Here is a 22421-nt window from a genome sequence, read left to right on the forward strand (position 1 = left end):
CCTTATAACTTTTTGAAAGGGAAAGAAAAATAAACAAGGATTTTGACATGAAGCGATTAACGGCAATATCTCTCACCAGCATCAGCCTGATGCTCCCTTCATTAATTTACGCCGATCTTATCGGCGAAGCACCGCGCTTAGACCCAGCAGATAGGATTAGCCAGGATGAAATTTCCCAAGGACAACTTCACCTCGACGAAATACGTGAAGCGGGGCTGATTATTTTCAGCACGCCTTTCAATCGTTACGACGGCTTTGGTGATGGCCCCCACGATTTTTCTGAACCGGACAACCACTCCCCCACCGGAGGTAACAGGCCCACCCTGCAAGGTAATGGCACATTTTTACGGGTCAATGGCCTCGATGCGCAAAATTGCCTGGAGTGCCACACCGTTATCAGCAATCGAACAACGCCACCCAGATTGGGCATTGGCGGAGGTGGAGGATTCGGAACCAGCGTATTATTCCGTCCCGCCAATATCGATGTTATCGATGAAAACTTTGACGGTATCGCAGAGTTTGATGGGCGGCTGATTAATCCGGTATTTTTATTTGGCGCTGGGGGGATTGAATTGGTTGGTCGTGAGATGACCCATGAATTACAAAATCTTAAACAACACGCCCTCAACAACCCCGGCACCATCGTTGAACTGGAAACAAAATCAGTCAGTTTTGGGAGCATCATTGCCGACGAGTACGGCAATTTGGATACAACCAATGTCGAAGGCGTCGAGCACGATTTGGTTGTCAGGCCATTTGGTCGAAAAGGTGACAACGCCTCAGTCAGGGAGTTCGATGTCTCCGCCCTGGCATTTCATATGGGGATGCAGGCCTCGGAAGCCTTTGGCGGAGCAACAGCAGATGCTGATAATGACGGAGTCGTCAATGAAATCACCGTTGGGGACTTATCCGCACTGAGTATCTTTATTACCACCCTGGAACCACCATTCGATGTCGATGACAGAGAACACCGTGACGGCCGGAGGCTTTTCTCCGATATTGGCTGCGCCGACTGCCACCGCCCAACGATGGTCACCCAGAGAAGGACCCTCCCTTATAAACTTACCGGCTCTCCAGAAACTCCCTTTGAAGACATTTTTTACGAAGTGGACCTCACCAAGCAACCGACAAATTTTCGCCAAACCCGCAATGGCGGAATAGAGGTCGCAATGTTCTCTGATCTCAAGCGCCACGATATGGGCGAGGGGCTGGCTGAGAACGCCTTCTTCCAAACGGACCAGCAAAACCGTGAGTTTATTACCGCACGCCTTTGGGGAGTGGCCGATACCGCGCCCTATTTACACGACGGCAGAGCCACTACGTTGGCAGAAGCCATTTTTCTCCACGACAACCCCGGAAGCGAGGCCAGTAACGCAGCACAGAATTTCAAGTATTTAAGTGAAAATGATCAGAATAAGATCTTGGCATTTTTGATGTCCCTGAGAATGCCGGAGAACCCCGCTGATGATCTAATTGATCCCCGCTGAGTTGATTCTCAACAACTGGCAGCGCTTTTGGGCTGCCAGTTTCCAGACCTAATGGACTTACTGGCGTTTTTAGGTCAGTGCCTTACCCGCCACAATTACACCGTTGTTATCCGCGTAGAGGTACTCCCCCGGGCGGAAATCCACACCGGCAAAGCTAACCGCCAGGCCTCTTTCACCAATTCCCTTTTTTTCTGTTTTCATTGGATGGCTACCAAGTGCCTGCACCCCCAGATCCAGTTCCGCGATTTCATCTACATCGCGAATGCAGCCATACATCAGGATACCTTCCCAACCGTTGGCAACCGCCTTTTCTGCCAGCATATCGCCAAGACAAGCCCGCCGCATAGATCCACCGGCATCCACTACCAAAACCTTGCCCTGCCCCGGTTCAGCCACCAGTTCTCGCACCAGGGAGTTATCTTCAAAACATTTGATAGTGACAATCTGCCCACCAAAACGATCTCGGCCGCCGTAATTGATAAACATAGGATCAACTACTCGCACCTCATCAGGGTAGGCATCACATAAATCGGGGGTTGACTTGAGCATCAATATTCTCGCAGCAATCTATGGAAGAGAAGGATAATAGCGGGAAAAAAGTAGAAGAGCTAAGAGGCAAATAAATACCGGGTATCACCACGATGGATAATACCCGGCCAAGCCTTCGCTGCCACGAAATTGAAACTAGTGTGTTACACGAACCGGCGTGCCTACACGCACATGCTGATAGAACTTTCTCGCCATATGTGGGGGCATACGCACACAGCCATGAGAAGCGGGGTAGCCGGGCACGTGGCCAGAGGCATGCAGACCGATACCGCCATTAAAACGAATGTAGTTATTCATTTTTGCTCCACGATACACAGTACCCGCAGGGCGACGATGCTTTCGAGTATTTACATTCGATCTCACGACTCTGCCAGTGCGTCTATCAACAAAACTGCCATAAATAGACGAGCGGTGATAAGGGTGTTTGGACAACACACGAAAATGTCCGGGGCGTGTGCTGTAACCGCGCTTCCCCGAAGAAATACGGGAGACACCAACTAATTTCCCACCTTTATACAGATATGCGCGCTGCTCACTTAAATCAATTCTAATTGATGGACTACCACCCCTGGCTGCGGCGCGATCATCAAACCAATTAGATGCGCGTGGCTTTGCATCTGCCGGTGGCGATGCCATTAAAGCCATAAGGCACATCATCAAAAAGACATGAAGTATGGGGATTTGAAACTGTCTACTCGTTTGCATAGCTCACCTCACCGAGTCTGGGTACCCTGCCCTGAATCCAACAGATAAACAGTCTGTCGGTAATTTTCAGGTGCGCGCCAGTGGGGCCAGGGCCCACGGCGAACATTTTTACGGAGCACATTGCGCAATCTGTTTTTCGATTTACACGCAACCTTAGGACTCTTCCGATTCTATTGAGGCGAGCGGAAAGATTTAGAATGAATTCTTCTGTGTGGATCAGCTGATAGAGGTTTGTATTTTTTGGGTAATGTGTCGTTTAAATTTTTCAAACACAATTAGCAGAACAAAATCAGGTGTTTCCGGATTTAACTGCAACAACGGACTCATTTTCCACCAAGGCAAACACCGCTTCAGCAGAAAAATTACAGTTAAATATAGCGGGGGAATAATTGGGAAAGCGGCCCACAGTTGGGCCGCTTTAGGAGGAAAATTAACCTTCCTCGTTGGCCAGGAATAGCCAGGTATCTACTGCGGTATCCGGGTTCAGGGACACACTGTCGATCCCCTCATCCATCAACCAGCGGGCGAAGTCTTTATGGTCAGAAGGACCCTGACCACAAATACCTACATATTTACCCGCTTTCTTACAGGCTTGGATCGCCCTGGAAAGCAGTGCCTTGACCGCTGGGTTGCGCTCATCAAACAAATCGGCAACCAGGCCGGAGTCGCGGTCCAGACCAAGCGTTAGCTGGGTCAGGTCATTGGAACCGATGGAGAAACCATCAAAGTGCTGCAGGAAGTCTTCCGCCAGCAAAGCGTTGGACGGCAGTTCGCACATCATAATGACCTTGAGGCCACCTTCTCCACGGCGCAGGCCGTTTTCAGCCAGCAGACCGACTACTTCCTCAGCTTCTTCCGGGGTGCGGACGAAGGGCACCATGATTTCCACATTGGTCAGTCCCATTTCATCGCGGACTTTCTTCAGTGCACGGCACTCCAGGGCAAAGCACTGGCGGAAATCTTCGGAGCGATAGCGAGCTGCACCACGGAAGCCAAGCATTGGGTTTTCTTCGCTTGGCTCGTACAACTGGCCACCCACAAGGTGCGCATACTCATTAGATTTAAAGTCGGACAAGCGTACGATGACACGATTCGGTGCGAAGGCTGCAGCCAAGGTAGCGATGCCTTCCACCAGTTTTTCGACAATAAAGTCTTCTGGAGAATCGTATCCACCGATACGCTCGCGAATATTCTGCTGCAGATCTTCCGGCAGGTTATCCAGTTCGAGCAGTGCTTTCGGGTGAATACCGATCATGCGGTTGAGGATAAACTCAAGGCGCGCAAGGCCAACGCCCTGGTTAGGCAGATGGCTGAAAGCGAATGCGCGATCCGGGTTGCCCACGTTCAACATAATTTTGAACGGCAGCTCCGGCATTTCCGCAACTTCAGTTTCCTCGCGCTGGAATTCCAGTTCACCAGCCATTACAAAACCGGTATCGCCTTCCGCACAGGAAACAGTCACCGGAGTGCCGGTTTCCAGCAGCTCGGTTGCATTACCACAACCTACTACTGCGGGGATGCCCAGTTCACGAGCGATAATTGCCGCGTGACAAGTACGGCCGCCGCGATTGGTAACAATAGCACTCGCTTTTTTCAGGACCGGCTCCCAATCCGGGTCGGTCATGTCGGTAACCAGGACTTCACCATCCTGCATCAGCGCCATATCTTCTACGGATTCAAGCTTGCGAACGGGGCCCGCGCCAATGCGCTGGCCGATTGCGCGGCCTTCACACAGTACGTCACTGCGCTCCTGCAAGCTGTAGCGCTCGATGCTGGTGCCCTGATCGCGGGAGCGTACAGTTTCCGGGCGTGCCTGTACGATAAACAACTTACCGCTGTCGCCGTCTTTGGCCCACTCGATATCCATCGGGCGACCGTAGTGCTCTTCAATTTTACGGGCCTGGATTGCCAGGTCTGTCAGCTCCGCATCGTTGAGGGCAAAGCGCTGGCGGTCTTCGTCTGCCACCGGGATAGTTTTTACGGAACGACCACATTCACCGCTCTCGTCGTAAACCATCTTGATCGCTTTACTGCCGCGATTGCGGCGCAGAATCGCAGGACGGCCCGCATCCAGGGCTGGCTTGTAGAGGTAAAATTCGTCCGGGTTAACCGCACCTTGAACAACGGTTTCGCCCAAACCAAAGGCGGCGGTGATAAAGATCACATCGCGGAAGCCACTCTCGGTGTCCAGGGTAAACATCACACCCGCTGCGCCAGTCTCACTGCGCACCATGTGCTGGATACCGGCAGACAGGGCAACGCCCACATCCGCATAACCGGTGTGCACGCGGTAGGCGATAGCACGGTCGTTGTAGAGGGAAGCAAAAACTTCTTTTACTGCCTTCAATACAGCGTCGATACCGCGGATATTCAGGAAGGTCTCCTGCTGACCGGCGAAGGACGCATCCGGCAAGTCTTCGGCGGTTGCAGAGGAGCGAACTGCAACAGCAGTTTCCGCACCACCCAGGGCCTCATAGCCCTCGCGAATCTCTTTTTCCAGCTGCTCGGGGAACGGAGTCTGTAAAATCCAGTTGCGGATTTCATCTCCCGCCTGGGCCAGCTCGGTGACATTACCAACATCCAATCCTTGCAAACGCTCGGCTATACGCTGCTCCAGCTGTTCGTGAGCCAGGAAAGCCCTAAAGGCTTCTGCGGTGGTAGCGAAGCCACCGGGTACGCTCACGCCGGCACCGGCGAGAGAGGAGATCATCTCGCCCAGTGATGCGTTCTTGCCGCCGACTTTGTCGACATCGGCCATGCCCAGTTTTGCGAAGTCGATCGTGAAGTTCGTCAAGTGAAGGCCCTCTAAAATTCAGGTTGAGTGGCGGCAGATTATAAGGATGAGTTTTGTAAAAAATAGCCCGTAAAAATTGGCCAAAATGTTGTAAATTTTCTACAAAAATTGCAAAACGCCAGAATAAAAGACCTTTGCCCCATTCCTCCCCTACAATAGCCCCCTCACGCCGACAAACTGAGAACAAACATGGCAAAAGACAAGCGCACGGCTTTTTTTATCTCCGACGGAACCGGTCTCACCGTCGAAGCGATTGGCCACAGCCTACTCGCACAGTTCCGCGATCAACAAGTTGAGCAGGTTACGCTTCCCTATATAGACTCCACCGAAAAAGTTAAACAGGCCCTGCAACGCATAGAAAAAGCAGCCGATGAGTCCGGTTTACAGCCGATCATTATTACCAGCATTGTTTCTGACAAGATCCGGGAACAGCTGCACCAAAGCTCTGCGCTGATGCTCGATATCTTCGAGAACTACCTCACGCCACTGGCCAATCTGTTTAACCGGGATCCGGCACAGATGGTCAACGTCTCTCACGGCATTGACGACAACCGCCGCTACACCGACCGGATTGATGCAGTGCACTTCGCCATGGACAATGACGATGGCCGCAGAGTCAGCGAATTCCAGCAAGCCGATGTAATCCTGCTGGGCGTTTCCCGCTCCGGCAAAACGCCTACCTGCTTGTACCTGGCACTCCAGTTTGGCCTGCGCGCGGCAAACTACCCCATCACCGAAGAGGATATGGACTCCACCACCCTGCCCAAGATCCTGCGCCCGTTTCGCAACAAGCTGTTTGGCCTGACAATCGAGCCCGAGCGCCTGATGCAAATTAGACAGGAAAGGCGCGCCAACAGCCGCTACGCTTCTAAGGAACAATGTGAATTCGAGGTGCGCCAAGTTGAGCAAATGCTGAGGCGGGCCCAGGTGCCTTTCCTCAATGCAACCCAACTTTCGGTGGAGGAACTCGCCACCCGCCTGATGTCTCAGGCCGGTATTGAGCGCAGGATTGACTAAAGAGCCACACACCCTTTAATTGCCGCCGCAAAATGTGTAGTGTGCGCCGTCTTCCGGACTGCTGTAGCTTGATATGCAAATTGTCTCTCTGCCCTACTCATTAAACACGCCCGCCGCATTTGCGGCGATAGCGGATTTACCTATCCCCGTTTGGCTCGACAGCGGTCGACCTCTCGCGGAGGGTGGGCGCTATGACATCATTAGTGCCGACCCGATAAATACCCTCGAGTTAAGTGCCGACACGCCCGAGCCATTTGCCCGGCTGGATGACCTGGTGTGCGAACTCTGCCCTCAGGACAGGGACTCACAACTGCCTTTTTGCGGCGGGGTTATTGGTTACGCTGGCTATGAACTCGGTGTGGAGGGCAATTATCTACCGGCAGATATGCGCCCTACGGACTTGCCCGCAGGCTTTTTTGGGCTCTACACATGGGCCTTTATTGCCGACCACCAACTGGGCAGCAATCACCTGGTTTTCCACCCCGCCTGCCCCCCCCAGCAAGTTCGCGAATTGATACAGCGATTTAAAGCTATCAACTGGGAGACCACGCTTACGCCCGGGGACTTCCGGCTGCATTCACCATTTGAGCACGAACTGAGTGCAGATGAATATCGGGCACAAATTGAGCAGATACTGGAATATATCGCCGCTGGCGATATCTATCAGGCAAACTTTACCCAGCGTTTCAGGGCCCCTTATAGCGGCGATCTGCTAACAGCTTACCTGGCATTGCGCTCTCAAGCTGCCGGTCCCTTTTCTGCTTATATGGCCCTGCCCCATGGCAGCCTGCTCAGTATGTCGCCGGAGCGATTTATCCGAGCTGATGGCGCCAGCTTGCGCACGGAACCTATTAAAGGCACTGCTGCAAGACACGCTGACAAGATGGCAGATCAGCGCGCCGCCTTCTCGTTGCAGAGAAGCCCCAAGGACAGGGCGGAAAACCTGATGATCGTCGATTTACTGCGCAATGATTTGAGCAAGCTGTGTCGCAGTGGCACCGTACGTGTTCCCGAGCTATTCCAATTGGCAAGCTTTGCCAATGTCCACCACTTGGTCAGCGTAGTAACTGGCGAGCTACCCGAAGAGTCGGTCTACAGCGAATTACTCGAAGCTTGTTTCCCTGGAGGGTCTATCACAGGTGCTCCAAAGCGACGCTCCATGGAAGTGATCCGGGAGCTGGAATCCAGCCCCCGGGGGATTTATTGCGGCAGTATTGGCTACATCAGCAGCTGTGGCCGCGCTGACACCAATATCGCCATCCGGACCTTCAGTGCCAACGATGGACATCTAACCTGCGCGGCAGGTGGTGGGATCGTTGCAGATTCCGATCCCACTTCAGAGCATCAGGAGTGCTTGGCCAAGGTGCGCTTACTACTGGAAACTACTGAACAATTTTTGCAGTAGGCATCAAATCGCCGAAAAACGACCAAAAAATAGCCTATTTTGGCGCCTTTTGTAGCATCACTACAAATTTCAGTTATAAAGGTATCGGCGATTGATATTTCAAAGTTATTAGGGGTTCTGATAGATTCAGTCCATCTTGCCTTTAATGGCATTGCACTGGATCAAGGAAATTATCGTGAAGATCACACTGGTCAAGAAAATTCTCGCCGACGGCTCGCCCTGCGCCAAGTGTCGCGACGTTGAAGAAAAGCTGGAAGAAAATGGCCAAATGCAATTTATCGACCAGACACTTATCGCCGACGTGCGTGACCCGCAAAGCCCGGGCTTACAGCTGGCTCAGCAGTACAAGGTAGAGCGAGCGCCCTTCTTTGTCGTAGAGCGCGAAGGTAAGGAAGCAGAGATTTTCACTGTTTACTTCAAGTTCGCCAAAGAAGTGCTGCGCCCCCTGATCGAGATGGAGGCTTCATAGCCTCCATCCCTTAGCTTTATTCGGCACTTCCATTCAGCAGCACCTCTAGTAAACCGGCAACTCCATATCGGCGAACAGCGCATCGACCTCAGAACGGGATGTCGCCTGTGCCGCCTGGTCAATCAGCTCACGGCTGAGATGGGGGGCAAATTGCTGGATAAACTCATACATAAAGCCCCGCAGGAAAATCCCCTTACGGAAGCCAATTTTCGTAACACTCGATTCAAATAGATCACTGGCATCGAGAGCCACAAGGTCCTCATCTTCGCCATCAACGGCCATATCAGCCACAATGCCAATTCCCAATCCCAGACGCACGTAAGTTTTGATTACATCAGCATCGGCGGCGGTAAAGACTACCTTAGGTGACAACCCTTTCTCCAAGAAAGCTTCATCTAACTTGGAGCGGCCGGTAAACCCAAATACATAAGTAACTATCGGGTACTTCGCCACGTCCTCAAGGGATAGCTTGCTCACTTGGCAAAGCGGGTGATCTTTCGGTACCAGAATGCAGCGGTTCCAGCGGTAGACAGGCATCATCACCAAATCGCTGAAAAGCTCCAGAGCTTCGGTAGCGATAGCAAAATCTGCAGTGCCATCTGCCGCCATCTCAGAAATTTGCATAGGGGTTCCCTGGTGCATATGCAGGGAAACCTCCGGATAACGGCCTATAAACAGCTTAATAATCGGGGGCAAGGCATAGCGCGCCTGAGTGTGAGTGGTAGCTACAGCGAGACTACCTTTTTTATCATTGCTGAACTCTTGCGCAACCTGTTTGATATTCTCCACTTTGCGCATAATTTCGCCGGCAGTCTTTAAGATTGCCTCCCCTGCCGGGGTTACCCTTGTGAGATGCTTGCCGCTGCGCGCGAAGATTTCTACGCCAAGCTCATCCTCCAAAAGTCGGATTTGCTTACTGATTCCCGGCTGGGAGGTATAGAGGCTCTGCGCTGTAGCAGAAACATTGAGGTCGTGATGTGCCACTTCCCAGATATATCTCAACTGCTGCAGCTTCATAGATCCTCCCTTTCATTAAGTTCGCTCATGGCCGAGAGCGAGTAATACCATTTTTTGATCGATAGTTATAAAAACTATCTTGAGTTATACGAGAAAAGAATAGCAGTGAATCAAAGCCAGGGCCAATGGACGGTTGAATATCCGTGGTAGAGACGAAAGTGTCAATCAACTTTGGGGGATCCCGGACTTTCTGTCGGCTTTATTTACTATTGATTAGAGCTAAGCCTCTCGGATGAGGACCGGGAAAAGTTCGAACATTATCGGCATAGAGAGCACTGAGTGATAACGTACATCTTTATCACTTTTGAACTTTTTATACCTCTGCATTTGCGATTCCATGAGGAACATGGCCCGTAGCCACATGCTCACCTGCAGAAACACAGTGACTAGGCTGATCATCAAAGAAGACATCGGCGCCAAAAGCCCGCAGGAACTCACCTTTAGGAAGCCCGCCGAGAAAAACTGACTCATCCACTCTAATATCCCAGGCGCGCAATGTCCTGATGACCCGCTCATGGGCCGGTGCGGAACGTGCCGTTACCAAAGCCGTTCGTATCGGGCAGGTATCCATCTCAAATTCAGCCTGCAGTCTTTGCAAAGCCTCAAGGAACCCCTTAAAGGGCCCTCCCCCCAGTGGCTTCTGTGCTGAGGCACGCTCCGCCTCAGTAAAAGCAGCCAGGCCTTCCGTTTTGTAGACTCGCTCAGCCTCATCAGAGAAGATTACCGCATCGCCGTCAAAGGCAAATCGCAACACATCATCACGATATTCGCGATTTCCTCCGGCAACCAAGGTTGCCGCAGCAACCCCCTGCTCCAACGCTTGACGGACATCTACGCCATCAGCAGACAAAAACAGGTTGCATCCAAATGGGCCAATATAACGGTAGGGGCTCCCACCATTACAGAAGGCCGCACGAGTAATATTGAGTCCATAGTGCTCTATCGAGTTAAATACCCTTAATCCGGTATCGGCACTATTCCTTGATAGCAGGATCACCTCCACCCGTGGCTCACCGCCAAGAAGCTCATTGATCTTTAGAAACTTCTCAACCAGAGGGAATGCGTCCCCTTTTTCCAGAACATCGTTCTCACGCTCAACTTGATAATGAGAAAAGGCGTGCAATCCCTGCTCCTCAAATACCTTGTGGCTATCGCTAAGGTTAAACAGAGCGCGAGAGGAAATAGCGATTACTAACTTATCTGGACGCACAGCCATTAGAGAGCCTCTACATCATTAATCCACCGACACCGCAGCTTCACTGAGGGCAGTGAGAGTCTACGACAAATCTCAAACTTATATTCCACAAATTGAGCGATATGTACAGATAAGAATGCCAACCCTTACTGATGTTGCTTCCGTAGCGCCGCACAAGTGTCCAGGGAGTCAAAGTTGTTTGACTGCGGGGTTAAGACGATGGAGCAAAACGTTTCAAAATTGAAACCGCTCCAAACTACCGCGTGCATTTTTCTTCAGTAATGTATTGATAGAGTTAACATCCATCCCCGTCAAACCTAGAAAGGATTAATACTTTAATTCTTTAGTTTGACAACCCCTTAAAGAACCCAGATTAATATACTCCATCAAACTTAACAAACATATAGCACCGCCTTCATACAAATTGAATTAAATTGAGGAATTCCGCACCAGAAATAAACAAAAACAACAAAACAATAGAAAGCTAAACCGTTTAAATATAATTCAAAAAAAGTTTACCACTCAGAAAAAAGCTATAAACTAACCAATTAAAACCCCTCAAATAACCAAAGTTGCAAATATCTGAATTCGTGACATACACATCAAAAAAACAATTTGACCTTTCAAGTTTACATCCACTACAAAAAAATTATTGTCAGGAATAACAACAAGGGATATCGTTATTTCGCCTGACAACGGCAAACAACCCCCAAGAAAATTTTGCACATAAACTCCATACAGCTCTCAGCTCATAGCGCGAGATATTCTTGGGGTGTGATTCAATTGGCCGCTTAACCAGACAGCATTAACTACTGAGCGTTTAATTTATGCTCCCGGTTAACTATGGCCATTAAATTATAATCATAAAGAGAATTACTTAATGAAATATTTGTTAGGAGCCGCTAGCACACTCGCACTCGCTATTAGCGCCCAAGCGGCGGAGCGTATTAATGTCACACCAGAGTTACTTTCCAATCAATCCCTAGCCTCAATCGCTGGCTCAGATATGAAGCTGGAAAAGGTTCGCGAGCGTACGCTTGCCAATGGGAGAACGGTTGCCCGATATCGGCAAACTCACAAAGGCATACCCGTTTGGGGGAGAACCATAACCAGTTCCAGGCAAGGCTTAACTGAAAAAGTGAGAGGCCACGTACTCTCAGGCCTAGAGCTGGAGGTACCTACCGCCCGCGCAACGATTGATGCTGATAATGCTATTGATCGAGCCATGAACCATCAGCTGAATCTGCGCACTCAGGATGGTGACAGTAAAAAAGCTCTCTCAATGTCGTCCATGCGCTTCAACGCACAAAACCAGAAAAAAGAGCTCTATGTCTATGTCGATGAAAACGACCAGGCGCGATTAGCTTATTTGGTTAACTGGGTCGAATACGGAGATGAGCCGAGCAGACCGTTCTATTTTGTAGACGCACTTACTGGCGAAGTTATCAAGCAATGGGACGGCCTTGCCTTCCAGGATGCCACAGGCCCCGGTGGCAATGAAAAAACCGGGCGGTATGAATATGGAACAGACTTCCCTGCCCTCGAAGTTGACAATAACTGCTCCATGAACACTGCTAACGTAGAAACCGTGGATTTGAATCACGGTACAAGCGGAGGTAGCGTTTTCTCCTTCACCTGTCCGGAAAATGATTACAAAGAAATCAATGGTGCTTATTCCCCGTTGAATGATGCTCACTTCTTTGGCAATGTCGTTTTCAATATGTACAGTGACTGGTATGGAACATCGCCGCTCACACAAAAATTGAGAATGCGAGTTCACTACAGCAACAACTACGAGAACGCCTTCTGGGATGGCAGCCAAATGACATTTGGTGATGGCTTCACAACCTTCCACCCTCTTGTCAGCTTGGATGTATCCTCTCATGAGGTGAGCCATGGCTTTACTGAACAAAACTCCAACCTGACCTACGCCAACCAATCCGGCGGCATCAACGAAGCCTTCTCTGATATGGCCGGTGAAGCTGCCGAATTCTACATGAAGGGCACTAACGACTGGATGGTGGGGGCCGATATATACAAGGCTGATGGCGCTCTTCGCTATATGGATGACCCCACCAAAGATGGCAGATCCATTGGCCATGCCTCCGACTACTATAGCGGCATGGATGTGCACTACAGCTCCGGCGTATTCAACCGGGCTTTCTACCTGATTGCCAACTCAAGCGGCTGGAACACCCAAACTGCTTTCGATATCTTTGTGCTTGCTAACCAAACTTATTGGAATCAAAGCACTGATTACATTGAAGGTGCTTGCGGAGCCCTGTCGGCTACTGAAGATCTCGGATACGATACTGCAACAGTAATCGCAGCGTTCGACACCGTAGGGGTATCTACCAGCAACTGTGGCGATGATGGTGGTTCAAACTCAGAAGGCTGGGAAGAAACCAACTTATCAGGCCGCCGAAATAGCTGGCAGCACTTCACCCTGGATGTACCATCAGGCTCATCATCTTTGACCGTCGAAATGCTCGGCGGCAATGGCGATGCCGATTTGCACGTCCGTTATGGTGCCACCCCAACCACCGACAGCTGGGATTGTCGCCCTTACGTAAACGGCAATAATGAATTCTGTAGCTTTAGCAATCCAGCTGCAGGTACTTGGCACATCAGTGTGCAAGGCTATATTTCATACAGAGGCGTAACTCTTTCCGCCCAGAGCCAGTAATATTTAAGGCCGGTGCCGACACATTAGTGTGTCGGCATTCTCTATCACATCATTCAAAGACTAGCTTCCAAACCTATCTAACAAACTGTGGTAAAGCATCCCCAACACCAACCCCGGCCACCTCAATAAAGTGCCACCTGGAAACTCTACTCTAGGAAGAGAAGAAAACACGTTGTAACCCTCACTCTCCCCATAAATTGCATCAGCTAGGAGCTTGCCGGCAAAAGTTGCCGTAGGCACTCCATGTCCAGAATACCCCTGACTGTAATATAGGCCCGACTGCAACTGTCCTATACAGGGCATTCGATTCATAGTAATGGCCAGCGTACCCCCCCAGCCGAAATCAATAGCAATATTTTCCAGCTGCGGGTAAACCCTCAACATATACTTGCGGACGAAACTGCGAATATCTTTAGGGAAACGCCTGGTGTAATTTTCCCCTCCCCCAAAAATTAAGCGGTTATCGCCAGATAATTTCCAATAATTTATAACAAATAGAGTATCTTGTAGTGCGAAGTCATTGGCTATGATTTTCCTAGCGAGCCCCTCCGGTAAGGGCTCTGTTGCTAGCACAAAATTATTTATTGGCATTATGCGCCCCGCTAAGCGAGGCTCAAGATCTTTCAAATAACCATTGCAAGCTAAAATTAACTTTTCGGCCTTCACCTTTCCTCGTGCAGTTTTCACCGTAAAGGGAGAAGAGCTCGAATACCCTTGCACACCACTACACTCAAAAAACCTGGCACCAGCCGAAACTGCTACGCGGGCAAGACCTAATGCAAAATTGAGAGGATGAAGATGTAGCGAACCAAAATCCAGCTGTGCGCCGAGATATCGTTTGCTACTTATAAGCTGTCGAACTTCTTCTCTCTCTATATACTCAACTTGCGTGTAATCATACTTCTCTCTGAGTTCTTCAGTTTCATCCTGCAGATATTTATCGTGACTGGATTTTGCTGCAAGATGCATGATCCCGCGTTTTAAATCACATTGAATCTGGTGCCTGACTATAAGACTTTCCACCAGTTGAACAGCGTTGATACTCAAATCCCAGAGCTGCTTAGCGGTGTCGAATCCGAACATGGCTTCCAGATCACCCTGACTTCGCCTTTGTCCAACACCAACATGTCCTCCATTCCTTCCTGATGCGCCCCAACCAATCCTATTAGCCTCCAGAAGCACCACACAGTAGCCGCGCTTTGCCAAGTGCAAAGCACTGGAAAGTCCCGTATAACCACCACCAATGATGCAAACATCTGCCTCCACGTTACCTTCCAGGCATGGATACTCCTGAAGGTCGTTAGCTGTAGCGGCATAATAGGATTCCGTGTGCTCATCCAGCCTATTCATCACCTTCATATTTCTACCAGATACCCTCAATGCCATTTAAATAAACGGCCCTGTTCCAATCAGCAGTATATAGTTCCTCTACACAGGAGGAATTATTTTCAGCGCAACGCTTTCCAGCACTGATCATAGAATTTCACTCAGGAAGAAAAAGTAAGCAATGGCTATCCAATGGATAAAATTACAAACTGGCTGGCAAATCACAATATTGCAGAAGTTGAATGCCTTGTTCCCGACATGTCAGGTAACGCCAGAGGAAAGTTCACCCCCACCGATAAGTTCTTAACTCAAGACAGCCGTTTACCGGAAAGCATTTTGGTGCAAACTGTCACGGGGGATTATGTCGACGAACACAATGAGCTTGTTGATCCAGCAGACACCGACATGCTCCTAATCCCTGACCCCAACTCAGTGCGCCTAAACCCTTGGGCCAATGATCCGACAGCACAAATCATTCATGACTGCCATTCTCGAGATGGGGACCCTCACCCTATCAGCACCCGTAATATTTTAAAATTTGTCCTCGAAAAATATGCAGACAGAGGATGGAAGCCTATTGTCGCCCCTGAGGTAGAGTTTTATCTTGTAAAAAGAAACCTGGATCCGGATGAAAAGCTATCCGCGCCTGTGGGAAGATCGGGACGCACAGAAAAAACCCGACAATCCTACAGCATTGATGCAGCCAATGAATACGAGCCCATCATTGAAGACATGTATGATTTTTGTGAAGCTCAGGGGCTTGATGTCGACACACTGATCCACGAATCAGGCACTGCCCAGATGGAAATTAACTTTCTACATGGAGATCCACTTCATTTAGCTGACCAGGTCTTTACCTTTAAACGCACAGTGCGCGAAACGGCTCTGCGCCACGGTATTTATGCAACCTTCATGGCAAAACCGATGGAAGACGAACCTGGAAGCGCTCTGCACTTACACCAGAGTGTGGCGGATAGAAAAACTGGTGAAAATATTTTTGTCGATAATACAGGAAAAGAGAGCAATAATTTCTTGCATTTTATTGGCGGCATGCAGAAATACACCCCCGGTTTTATTAGTTTTTTTGCTCCAAATGTAAACTCCTATCGCCGCTTTACACCTGAAATGGCCGCACCCACCAGTCTCCACTGGGGTTACGACAACCGAACAACAGGCCTTCGGGTTCCCGACAGCTCGCCACAAAGTAAACGTCTTGAAAATCGTTTTCCCGGAGCAGACTGTAATCCCTACCTTGCCATAGCAGCTTCTCTTGCCTGCGGGTATTTAGGAATGACCAATAAAGTCGCACCGAGCGCACCTTATCAGGGCGACTGCTCCAAAGAGTCAATTACACTTCCCCGCACCCAGGAACATGCCCTGACACTCCTATCAGATTGTGATGAAGCAACAGAAATGTTTGGCAGAAAATTCGTAAAAGCCTGGAGCGCAATTAAGAGAAATGAATATGAGGAGTTTAATCGTGTGATCAGTTCGTGGGAGAGGGAATTTCTATTATTAAATGTATAAATAACCGTTCCACTAAAAGCTAACAGAAATAATAAACTGTTATCGCCAAATTTATTTTTTCGGAAAAAACAACTCATCTTTCCCTCCCCAGAGGCAGAACATCACTTCCTGATTTGTGACCATCCGAGCAAAAATATCGAAAACAATTCAAATATATTAGTTTGCCATCACCTTTTTGTTGCCTAGATGCGTATGCAGGGTAATCTCAAGTTGCCCAATTAATTAGGGCAACCGGTTTGAGAAAGCGAACGCCACTGCCGCTACCGCGGTCCCTTCCTGGCGACGGTTATCTTCTGCTGTCTTACCACATAAAAATCCAGCCTGTATTGGCCAACCAGATTTAATACGGTCCCCACAAGGGAAATACGGCTGTATACCGGCGGATTCATATATAAAAAAGCTATAAAAGGGAAAGCTAGCAATGAAGCATTTTGTAGGACTAAGCTGCACTTTAGCCTTGGCTATTAGTGCACATGCTGTTGAGCGCGTCCCCGCCACGGCGGACATGCTCTCACCACAAACTTTAGCTGCCACCGGCGGATCGGATATGGCGCTCGAAAAAGTTCGTGAGCGCACTCTCGTCAACGGCAAAACCGTAGCCCGCTACCAACAGACTCACAAAGGCATTCCTGTCTACGGCCAAACAGTAACCAGCTCCGGGCAGGGTCTGATTACTGAGGTTCGCGGCAATGTCATCACTGGGCTGGAACTGGAAGTACCCAATATCAAAGCATTTATCAATGAAGATAATGCTATTGAGCGGGCAATGGACCACCAGATCAACTGGCGCACGCAGCAGGGCGTTATCCAGGGAGCTTTGTCAGTTCAGGCTTTGAAGCTGGAAGCACATAACCCCAAAAAGAAACTCTACGTCTATATCGATGAGCAAGACAATGCCCGCTTGGCTTACCTGGTCAACTGGGTTGAGTACGGCGATGAACCCACACGCCCCTTCTACTTTATCGATGCAATGACTGGCGAAGTTCTCAAGCATTGGGACGGCTTGAACTTTGCACAAAATGCGACAGGCCCAGGGGGCAATTCAAAGACCGGGCGCTACGAGTACGGTACTGATTACCCCCACATGATTGTTGACGACAGCTGTGCCATGGATACGGACAATGTAGAAACCGTTGATATGAACCACAGCACGAATGGCGGTAGCATCCACTCGTTCACTTGCCCGGACAATGACTATAAGTCAATCAACGGCGCTTACTCACCACTCAATGACGCACACTTCTTTGGCGGTGTGGTCTTTGATCTCTATAGCGACTGGTACAACACATCCCCTCTCACACAAAAACTGAGAATGCGGGTGCATTACAGCAACAACTACGAGAATGCCTTCTGGGATGGCAGCCAGATGACATTTGGTGATGGCCAGAGCTACTTCTATCCACTGGTTAGCCTCGATGTTTCCGCTCACGAAGTCAGCCACGGCTTTACCGAGCAAAATTCGGACTTGAATTACTACAATCAGTCCGGCGGTATCAATGAAGCCTTCTCTGATATTGCCGGTGAAGCTGCCGAGTACTATATGCGCGGCAGCAATGACTGGTTGGTAGGGGCCGAAATCTTTAAGTCCAGCGGAGCACTCCGCTACTTTGAAGATCCAACTGACGATGGCAGCTCCATCGGTCATGCCGATGATTACTACAACGGCATGGACGTGCACTACAGCTCCGGCGTCTTTAACCGGGCCTTCTACCTACTGGCGAATACCAGCGGCTGGAATACCCGCACAGCATTCGACCCCTTTGTTCTTGCCAACCAGATGTATTGGAGTGCCAATACTGATTTTGAAGATGGTGCCTGTGGTGTTTTCTCTGCAGCATCAGATTTAGGCTACGACACTGATGACGTTGTTGCCGCATTCTCCACGGTAGGCGTTTCCACCAGCAGCTGCGGTGGCGGCGGTGGTGGTGGCGGTGGTGGTAATGAAGGCGGAGAACTCGAAAATGGGGTTACCGAGACCGATATTGAGGGCAGCAGTGGTGATGAAGTTCACTTCACCCTGGATGTACCCGCAGATGCCACAGGCCTGTCTTTTGCAATGTCAGGCGGAAGCGGTGATGCCGACCTCTATGTTCGCTTCGGCAATGCTCCAACCACCAGCACTTATGATTGCCGTCCGTACACTTCAGGCAACAATGAAACTTGTGATATCGCTGACGCTGACCTACAGGGCGGAACCTATTACGTCATGGTGCGCGGCTACTCCTCCTTCTCCGATGTCACCCTGGTAGGCAGTTACACCGGTGGTGGTGGTGGCGGTAGCGACAGCTGGGAAGAAACCAACCTTTCTGGTTCCCGCAACAGCTGGCAGCACTTCACCATTGAGGTTGACGCTGGAGCTTCTACCCTGAGCGCCGTAATGGAAGGTGGCAGCGGAGATGCAGATCTCTATGTCCGCCACAGCCAAGAGCCTACCCGTACAGCGTACGACTGCCGCCCCTACCAGTGGGGCAATGACGAAAGCTGCACCATCAGTAATCCGGATGCTGGAACCTGGTATATCAGTATCCGCGCTTACTCTGCCTACTCTGGCGTTACCCTGAGTGCAAGCACTGAGTAATTGAGCTGATTTCCACCCAGCAGGTCTCTGCTGGGTGGGCAAGCTCTAGATCGATCAAAGGATCGGTGGTGCACAAATAAAAAAGGCGGCCATATTGGCCGCCTTTTTTATTTTTAATCAAACCCAGACAAATTATTTATGGCTTGGGTCTTTCCAGTAGTCCTTCACGGTATCTTTCATCTCCTTGGCCAACACAGTAATACCAAACAGGTTGGGCAAGGTCATTATCACAATGGCCACCGCAGAGAGGTTCCAAATAACTGTGGTGTCCTCAATCGCAGCCCAGAAGAATGCAATAACGTAAACTATTCGGTAAGGCATTACTGCCTTGGGGCCGAAAAGGTAAATCATTGAGCGGTCGCCGTAGTATGACCAGGCAATTGCTGTAGAGAAAGCAAACAGCAGAATCCCCAGAGTTACAATCAGACCACCGTATTCACCAAAGTAACCGCGCTGGAAGGCAAGATTGGTCAGGGCCACAGAGTGCACCAGGGACTTACCCCAAATATCCACATCTTCATTGGCAAACTTACCATCTTTCACATCCAGAACACCGCTGAAGCTGTCATCCCCCACACGGAAGTCCAGGTCTTCAGCAATAGAACGGGCGTGGATGAGGGTAAAGTCCTGGCTGTTCAGCGGGTGGCCGTCAGTCACAACAATGGAGCCGTTATAGGCCTTAACATCACTCTCCTGACCGCTCAAATACTTGAACAGCTGCTCAACATCCTGGGTATTCTTCTCATCGTAGCTACCCGCTACAACGTAAGTATCTGCACCTTCAAACAGGTTCTCGTGTTTCTCAGTCCAAACACCAGAAGAAAGAATCACAAGTCCGGTTAAGGTACAAATGATAATGGTGTCGATAAAGGGTTCCAGCAGGGAAACCATACCTTCAGAAACCGGCTCGTCTGCGCGAGCGGCGGCGTGAGCAATAGGTGCAGAGCCCTGACCCGCTTCGTTCGAGAAGAGGCCGCGGTTCACACCACGGTTAAAGGCATAGGCAAAGCTCGCACCCAGGAATCCACCTACAGCCGCACTACCGGTGAAGGCATCGCGGAAAACAGCCCCAAAGGACGGCAGAATATTTTCGTAGTTGTAGATGATAACGCCCAAGGCACCTATTACGTAGATAACTGCCATGGTGGGAACAATGGTGGAGGTCACTTTAGCGATTCGGGTAATACCGCCAATAATCACCATGCCCAGCAAAATCGCCAGGATGCCACCCGTCAGAGCCTTCTCAACACCAAAAGAATCGTGCATTGCCTGGGCAATGTTGTTGACCTGGGGCAAGCTGCCGGTACCGAATGAACAGATAACGGTCGCGATTGCAAAGAGCACCGCAAGCCATTTCATATTCAAGCGACGCTCCATGTAAAACATGGGGCCACCCGCGTAGTAACCATCCGCTGCTTTAATACGGTATTTGTGTGACAGGGTCACTTCCACAAACTTTGTGGTCATACCTAGGAATGCGGTCATCCACATCCAAAACAGCGCAGCCGGACCGCCGAGGAAAATAGCCAAGCCAACGCCACCGATATTACCGGTACCTACGGTACCCGACAGTGCCGTGGCCAATGCCTGGAAGTGGGAGGTATCACCCGGGTCTCCGGGCTTGTCGTACTTACCGCGCACAATCTTGATCGCATGCCCAAAATAACGAAGCTGCGGAAAACCAAGATAAATGGTGAAAAAGAAACCGACTCCAAGTAACACCCAGGGGAACCAAGGTGCTGAGCCGAGCATGCCGTCTATTAACAACAGCAGATTGTTAAAGGAATCCAAACTAACCCCCCACTACTCTGACTTATTTCTGTTTGTTTTATATACAGATACAACTGTAATTTGTTGCGCAGGTTAGCAGCTTACGCGGCACGAGAACAGTAATGTCGTATTATTCGGCCACTGGGAAGAAGTGGGCTCGGTGGGGGAAGAGGCCAAATTGCCCTCCGGTATGAATAAAAACCAGGTTGTCTGAGCCCCGGTAATTTCCTTTTTTTAACTCCTGTAGCAGACCATGAAATGCTTTGCCGGTGTAGACAGGATCGAGAAGAATACCCTCCAAGCAAGCCAACTCTTTAATAGTTTGGTATACCTCTGGCTCCGCCACCCCGTAAGCGGGGCCTTTATAGTCGGCATTAACCAAAATCTTGAGGGACTCCAAATCAAGCGATACACCAGACTGTGCCATCCACTGCGAAATATCTTCACACACTTTCTCTTGGAAATAATTAGCACTGTCGCAAACGGCGAAACCCGTAACTTTCGTACCGGCTTCCAGCAATTGGCACCCCAAGGTCAAACCCGCTTGGGTCCCACCACTGCCAGTAGCGCATAAAATATGATCAGGCGTGAAGCCCCTATCTGCACAGTCTGTCAATAATTCCTGAGAGGCCGAGATATAACCCCAGATGCCTAAACCGTCGCTGGCACCAGTGGGGATACAGAAAGACTTCTGCCCTCTGGACAGATACTCAGCAGCCCAGCTGTCAAAGAGGCTCTGTAAATTCCGGGAGTATTCTTCCGGTGAGTAAACCGCAATTTCAGCACCTGCCAACTCATCCAGTAAAAGGTTGCCATCAGGGATTGCAATGCGCTCGCCACGCAAAATCAACTGAACCTTAAACCCCAATCGAGCCCCCACCAATGCAGTGGTGCGGCAATGATTGGATTGCACTCCGCCACAAGTGATCAAAACCTGAGCCCCTTGGGCCCGGGCCTCAGCGGCAACAAACTCTAGCTTGCGCAGTTTATTTCCCGACATGCCGGACTCGGTAAGATCATCTCTCTTTATCCAAATCCTGGGCCCTCCATAAGGAAGGGAGTAAAGATCACTGATTCGGTCTAACGACTGCAGAGGTGTGGGCAGGTTCGCCAGGCGCAACCGCTTAGGCAACTCTATTGGCAGGCTCTTAAGCACGGTGAATTAAACCTGTTATGTCTAATTATTAGTTTTATCGATGTGACTCAGTAAGAGGACACCTCTAGCAAAAAGTTTCCGCAGAGATAGAACCAAGCTTGCTGAGTAAGCGGATAGAGGACTAGCTTTGAAAAATGAACATAAGCATGCCTTTCAGTGCTATTTATTGCTTTTTGCCTAACCTGTTTTTTTATTGAAAAATTAATCAGACAAATTAGTCCAGCCTTTGATTAATTCCGCAATTTTTCTGTGGGCTTTCAAGGCACAATAAATACTGCCCGCGCAAAAATAGTAACCAAAAAAAAGCCCGGCAATTGCCAGGCTTTTTTAGTGACGACATTCAAAGATAAACCCTGAATAGGATTAGATCTTTTTTATCGTACCTTTGGGTAATACTGCGTGCACAGCTACTTTTTGGAACTTCAAAGACATGCTGTCTGCAACTTCCAATACGATGTAGTCCTCATCGACCTTGTCGACGCGGCCCAGCATCCCGCTGCTCATTACAACTTCGTCACCCTTTTTCAGAGCGCCAACCAGCTCTTGGTGCTCTTTCTGGCGCTTGCGCTGTGGGCGAATAATGAAAAACCACATGAATGCAAACAAACCCGCAAACATCAGCAGGGTTATCATCGGATTACCCTGTGCTGCCGGCGCCGCTTCCTGTGCCATGGCGGAGGGGATAAAAAAGCTCATGCAAAACCTCAAAGAGTCAGCCTATTAAATTGCCGCCAACTCTA

At 49.9% G+C, this 22421-nt stretch carries 16 protein-coding genes; 7 read left to right on the forward strand and 9 right to left on the reverse strand.

Annotation, left to right across the window (positions count from 1 at the left end):
- Positions 1-47: 47 nt before the first annotated feature.
- Positions 48-1487, forward strand: coding sequence for a di-heme oxidoredictase family protein (locus tag ACJJII_RS19880; protein WP_444917463.1), 1440 nt, complete (start codon positions 48-50; stop codon positions 1485-1487).
- A 69-nt stretch (positions 1488-1556) separates the two neighbouring features.
- Here ACJJII_RS19880 and rraA read toward each other — a convergent pair whose 3' ends face one another.
- The 3 genes from rraA to ppsA form a co-directional block, all read right to left on the reverse strand.
- Positions 1557-2036, reverse strand: a complete 480-nt coding sequence (gene rraA / locus ACJJII_RS19885; RefSeq protein ID WP_413662263.1) for a ribonuclease E activity regulator RraA — start codon at positions 2034-2036, stop codon at positions 1557-1559.
- A gap of 135 nt (positions 2037-2171) precedes the next feature.
- The gene (locus ACJJII_RS19890; protein WP_444914000.1) at positions 2172-2741 is read right to left on the reverse strand and encodes a L,D-transpeptidase family protein; all 570 of its coding nucleotides are present in this window, start codon (positions 2739-2741) and stop codon (positions 2172-2174) included.
- A 430-nt stretch (positions 2742-3171) separates the two neighbouring features.
- Positions 3172-5535 (reverse strand): phosphoenolpyruvate synthase, encoded by a 2364-nt coding sequence (gene ppsA / locus ACJJII_RS19895; protein ID WP_282932498.1) that lies wholly within the window; start codon positions 5533-5535, stop codon positions 3172-3174.
- 189 nt (positions 5536-5724) lie between these two features.
- Between ppsA and ppsR the strand changes: the two genes are divergently transcribed.
- The 3 genes from ppsR (at position 5725) to ACJJII_RS19910 (ending at position 8426) form a co-directional block, all read left to right on the forward strand.
- Positions 5725-6552: a phosphoenolpyruvate synthetase regulatory kinase/phosphorylase PpsR gene (gene ppsR / locus ACJJII_RS19900; RefSeq protein WP_282932497.1), complete on the forward strand. Its 828-nt coding sequence runs from the start codon at positions 5725-5727 to the stop codon at positions 6550-6552.
- A gap of 73 nt (positions 6553-6625) precedes the next feature.
- The gene (pabB, locus tag ACJJII_RS19905; protein ID WP_444917464.1) at positions 6626-7957 is read left to right on the forward strand and encodes an aminodeoxychorismate synthase component I; all 1332 of its coding nucleotides are present in this window, start codon (positions 6626-6628) and stop codon (positions 7955-7957) included.
- A gap of 175 nt (positions 7958-8132) precedes the next feature.
- Positions 8133-8426, forward strand: a complete 294-nt coding sequence (locus tag ACJJII_RS19910; protein ID WP_444896984.1) for a hypothetical protein — start codon at positions 8133-8135, stop codon at positions 8424-8426.
- Between the two features lie 45 nt (positions 8427-8471).
- Here the strand turns inward: ACJJII_RS19910 and cysB are convergent, their stop codons facing one another.
- The gene (gene cysB / locus ACJJII_RS19915) at positions 8472-9443 is read right to left on the reverse strand and encodes an HTH-type transcriptional regulator CysB (protein WP_282932493.1); all 972 of its coding nucleotides are present in this window, start codon (positions 9441-9443) and stop codon (positions 8472-8474) included.
- Positions 9444-9756: 313 nt separating this feature from the next.
- The gene (locus ACJJII_RS19920) at positions 9757-10659 is read right to left on the reverse strand and encodes a 5'-nucleotidase (protein WP_413662270.1); all 903 of its coding nucleotides are present in this window, start codon (positions 10657-10659) and stop codon (positions 9757-9759) included.
- Positions 10660-11518: 859 nt separating this feature from the next.
- Here ACJJII_RS19920 and ACJJII_RS19925 point away from each other — a divergent pair.
- Entirely contained in the window at positions 11519-13324 is a 1806-nt protein-coding gene (locus tag ACJJII_RS19925; protein ID WP_444917465.1) for a M4 family metallopeptidase, read from the forward strand.
- A 60-nt stretch (positions 13325-13384) separates the two neighbouring features.
- On the opposite strand, the gene ACJJII_RS19930 is transcribed toward ACJJII_RS19925, so the two are convergent.
- On the reverse strand, positions 13385-14674 hold the full coding sequence (locus ACJJII_RS19930; protein ID WP_444919285.1) for an NAD(P)/FAD-dependent oxidoreductase: 1290 nt from the start codon (positions 14672-14674) through the stop codon (positions 13385-13387).
- Between the two features lie 168 nt (positions 14675-14842).
- Here ACJJII_RS19930 and ACJJII_RS19935 point away from each other — a divergent pair, with 168 nt between their 5' ends.
- Complete coding sequence (locus ACJJII_RS19935) at positions 14843-16177, forward strand: glutamine synthetase family protein (RefSeq protein ID WP_444917466.1); 1335 nt, start codon at positions 14843-14845, stop codon at positions 16175-16177.
- 421 nt (positions 16178-16598) lie between these two features.
- Positions 16599-18755, forward strand: a complete 2157-nt coding sequence (locus ACJJII_RS19940; RefSeq protein WP_444917467.1) for a M4 family metallopeptidase — start codon at positions 16599-16601, stop codon at positions 18753-18755.
- A gap of 132 nt (positions 18756-18887) precedes the next feature.
- On the opposite strand, the gene ACJJII_RS19945 is transcribed toward ACJJII_RS19940, so the two are convergent.
- From ACJJII_RS19945 to yajC, 3 genes are all read right to left on the reverse strand, one after another.
- Complete coding sequence (locus ACJJII_RS19945) at positions 18888-20546, reverse strand: alanine/glycine:cation symporter family protein (protein WP_413662275.1); 1659 nt, start codon at positions 20544-20546, stop codon at positions 18888-18890.
- A gap of 109 nt (positions 20547-20655) precedes the next feature.
- Entirely contained in the window at positions 20656-21681 is a 1026-nt protein-coding gene (locus ACJJII_RS19950) for a D-cysteine desulfhydrase family protein (protein ID WP_444917468.1), read from the reverse strand.
- 363 nt (positions 21682-22044) lie between these two features.
- The gene (yajC, locus tag ACJJII_RS19955) at positions 22045-22377 is read right to left on the reverse strand and encodes a preprotein translocase subunit YajC (protein ID WP_282932486.1); all 333 of its coding nucleotides are present in this window, start codon (positions 22375-22377) and stop codon (positions 22045-22047) included.
- Between the last annotated feature and the right edge of the window lie 44 nt (positions 22378-22421).

This window comes from Microbulbifer maximicatervae (SeqCode), assembly GCF_052467825.1.

Bases quoted from the DNA above. Each gene is read 5' to 3' on its own strand.
- ACJJII_RS19880 (WP_444917463.1), top strand. From the start codon at position 48: ATGAAGCGATTAACGGCAATATCTCTCACCAGCATCAGCCTGATGCTC.
- rraA (WP_413662263.1), bottom strand. From the start codon at position 2,036: ATGCTCAAGTCAACCCCCGATTTATGTGATGCCTACCCTGATGAGGTG.
- ACJJII_RS19890 (WP_444914000.1), bottom strand. From the start codon at position 2,741: ATGCAAACGAGTAGACAGTTTCAAATCCCCATACTTCATGTCTTTTTG.
- ppsR (WP_282932497.1), top strand. From the start codon at position 5,725: ATGGCAAAAGACAAGCGCACGGCTTTTTTTATCTCCGACGGAACCGGT.
- pabB (WP_444917464.1), top strand. From the start codon at position 6,626: ATGCAAATTGTCTCTCTGCCCTACTCATTAAACACGCCCGCCGCATTT.
- cysB (WP_282932493.1), bottom strand. From the start codon at position 9,443: ATGAAGCTGCAGCAGTTGAGATATATCTGGGAAGTGGCACATCACGAC.
- ACJJII_RS19920 (WP_413662270.1), bottom strand. From the start codon at position 10,659: ATGGCTGTGCGTCCAGATAAGTTAGTAATCGCTATTTCCTCTCGCGCT.
- ACJJII_RS19925 (WP_444917465.1), top strand. From the start codon at position 11,519: ATGAAATATTTGTTAGGAGCCGCTAGCACACTCGCACTCGCTATTAGC.
- ACJJII_RS19930 (WP_444919285.1), bottom strand. From the start codon at position 14,674: ATGAATAGGCTGGATGAGCACACGGAATCCTATTATGCCGCTACAGCT.
- ACJJII_RS19935 (WP_444917466.1), top strand. From the start codon at position 14,843: ATGGATAAAATTACAAACTGGCTGGCAAATCACAATATTGCAGAAGTT.
- ACJJII_RS19940 (WP_444917467.1), top strand. From the start codon at position 16,599: ATGAAGCATTTTGTAGGACTAAGCTGCACTTTAGCCTTGGCTATTAGT.
- yajC (WP_282932486.1), bottom strand. From the start codon at position 22,377: ATGAGCTTTTTTATCCCCTCCGCCATGGCACAGGAAGCGGCGCCGGCA.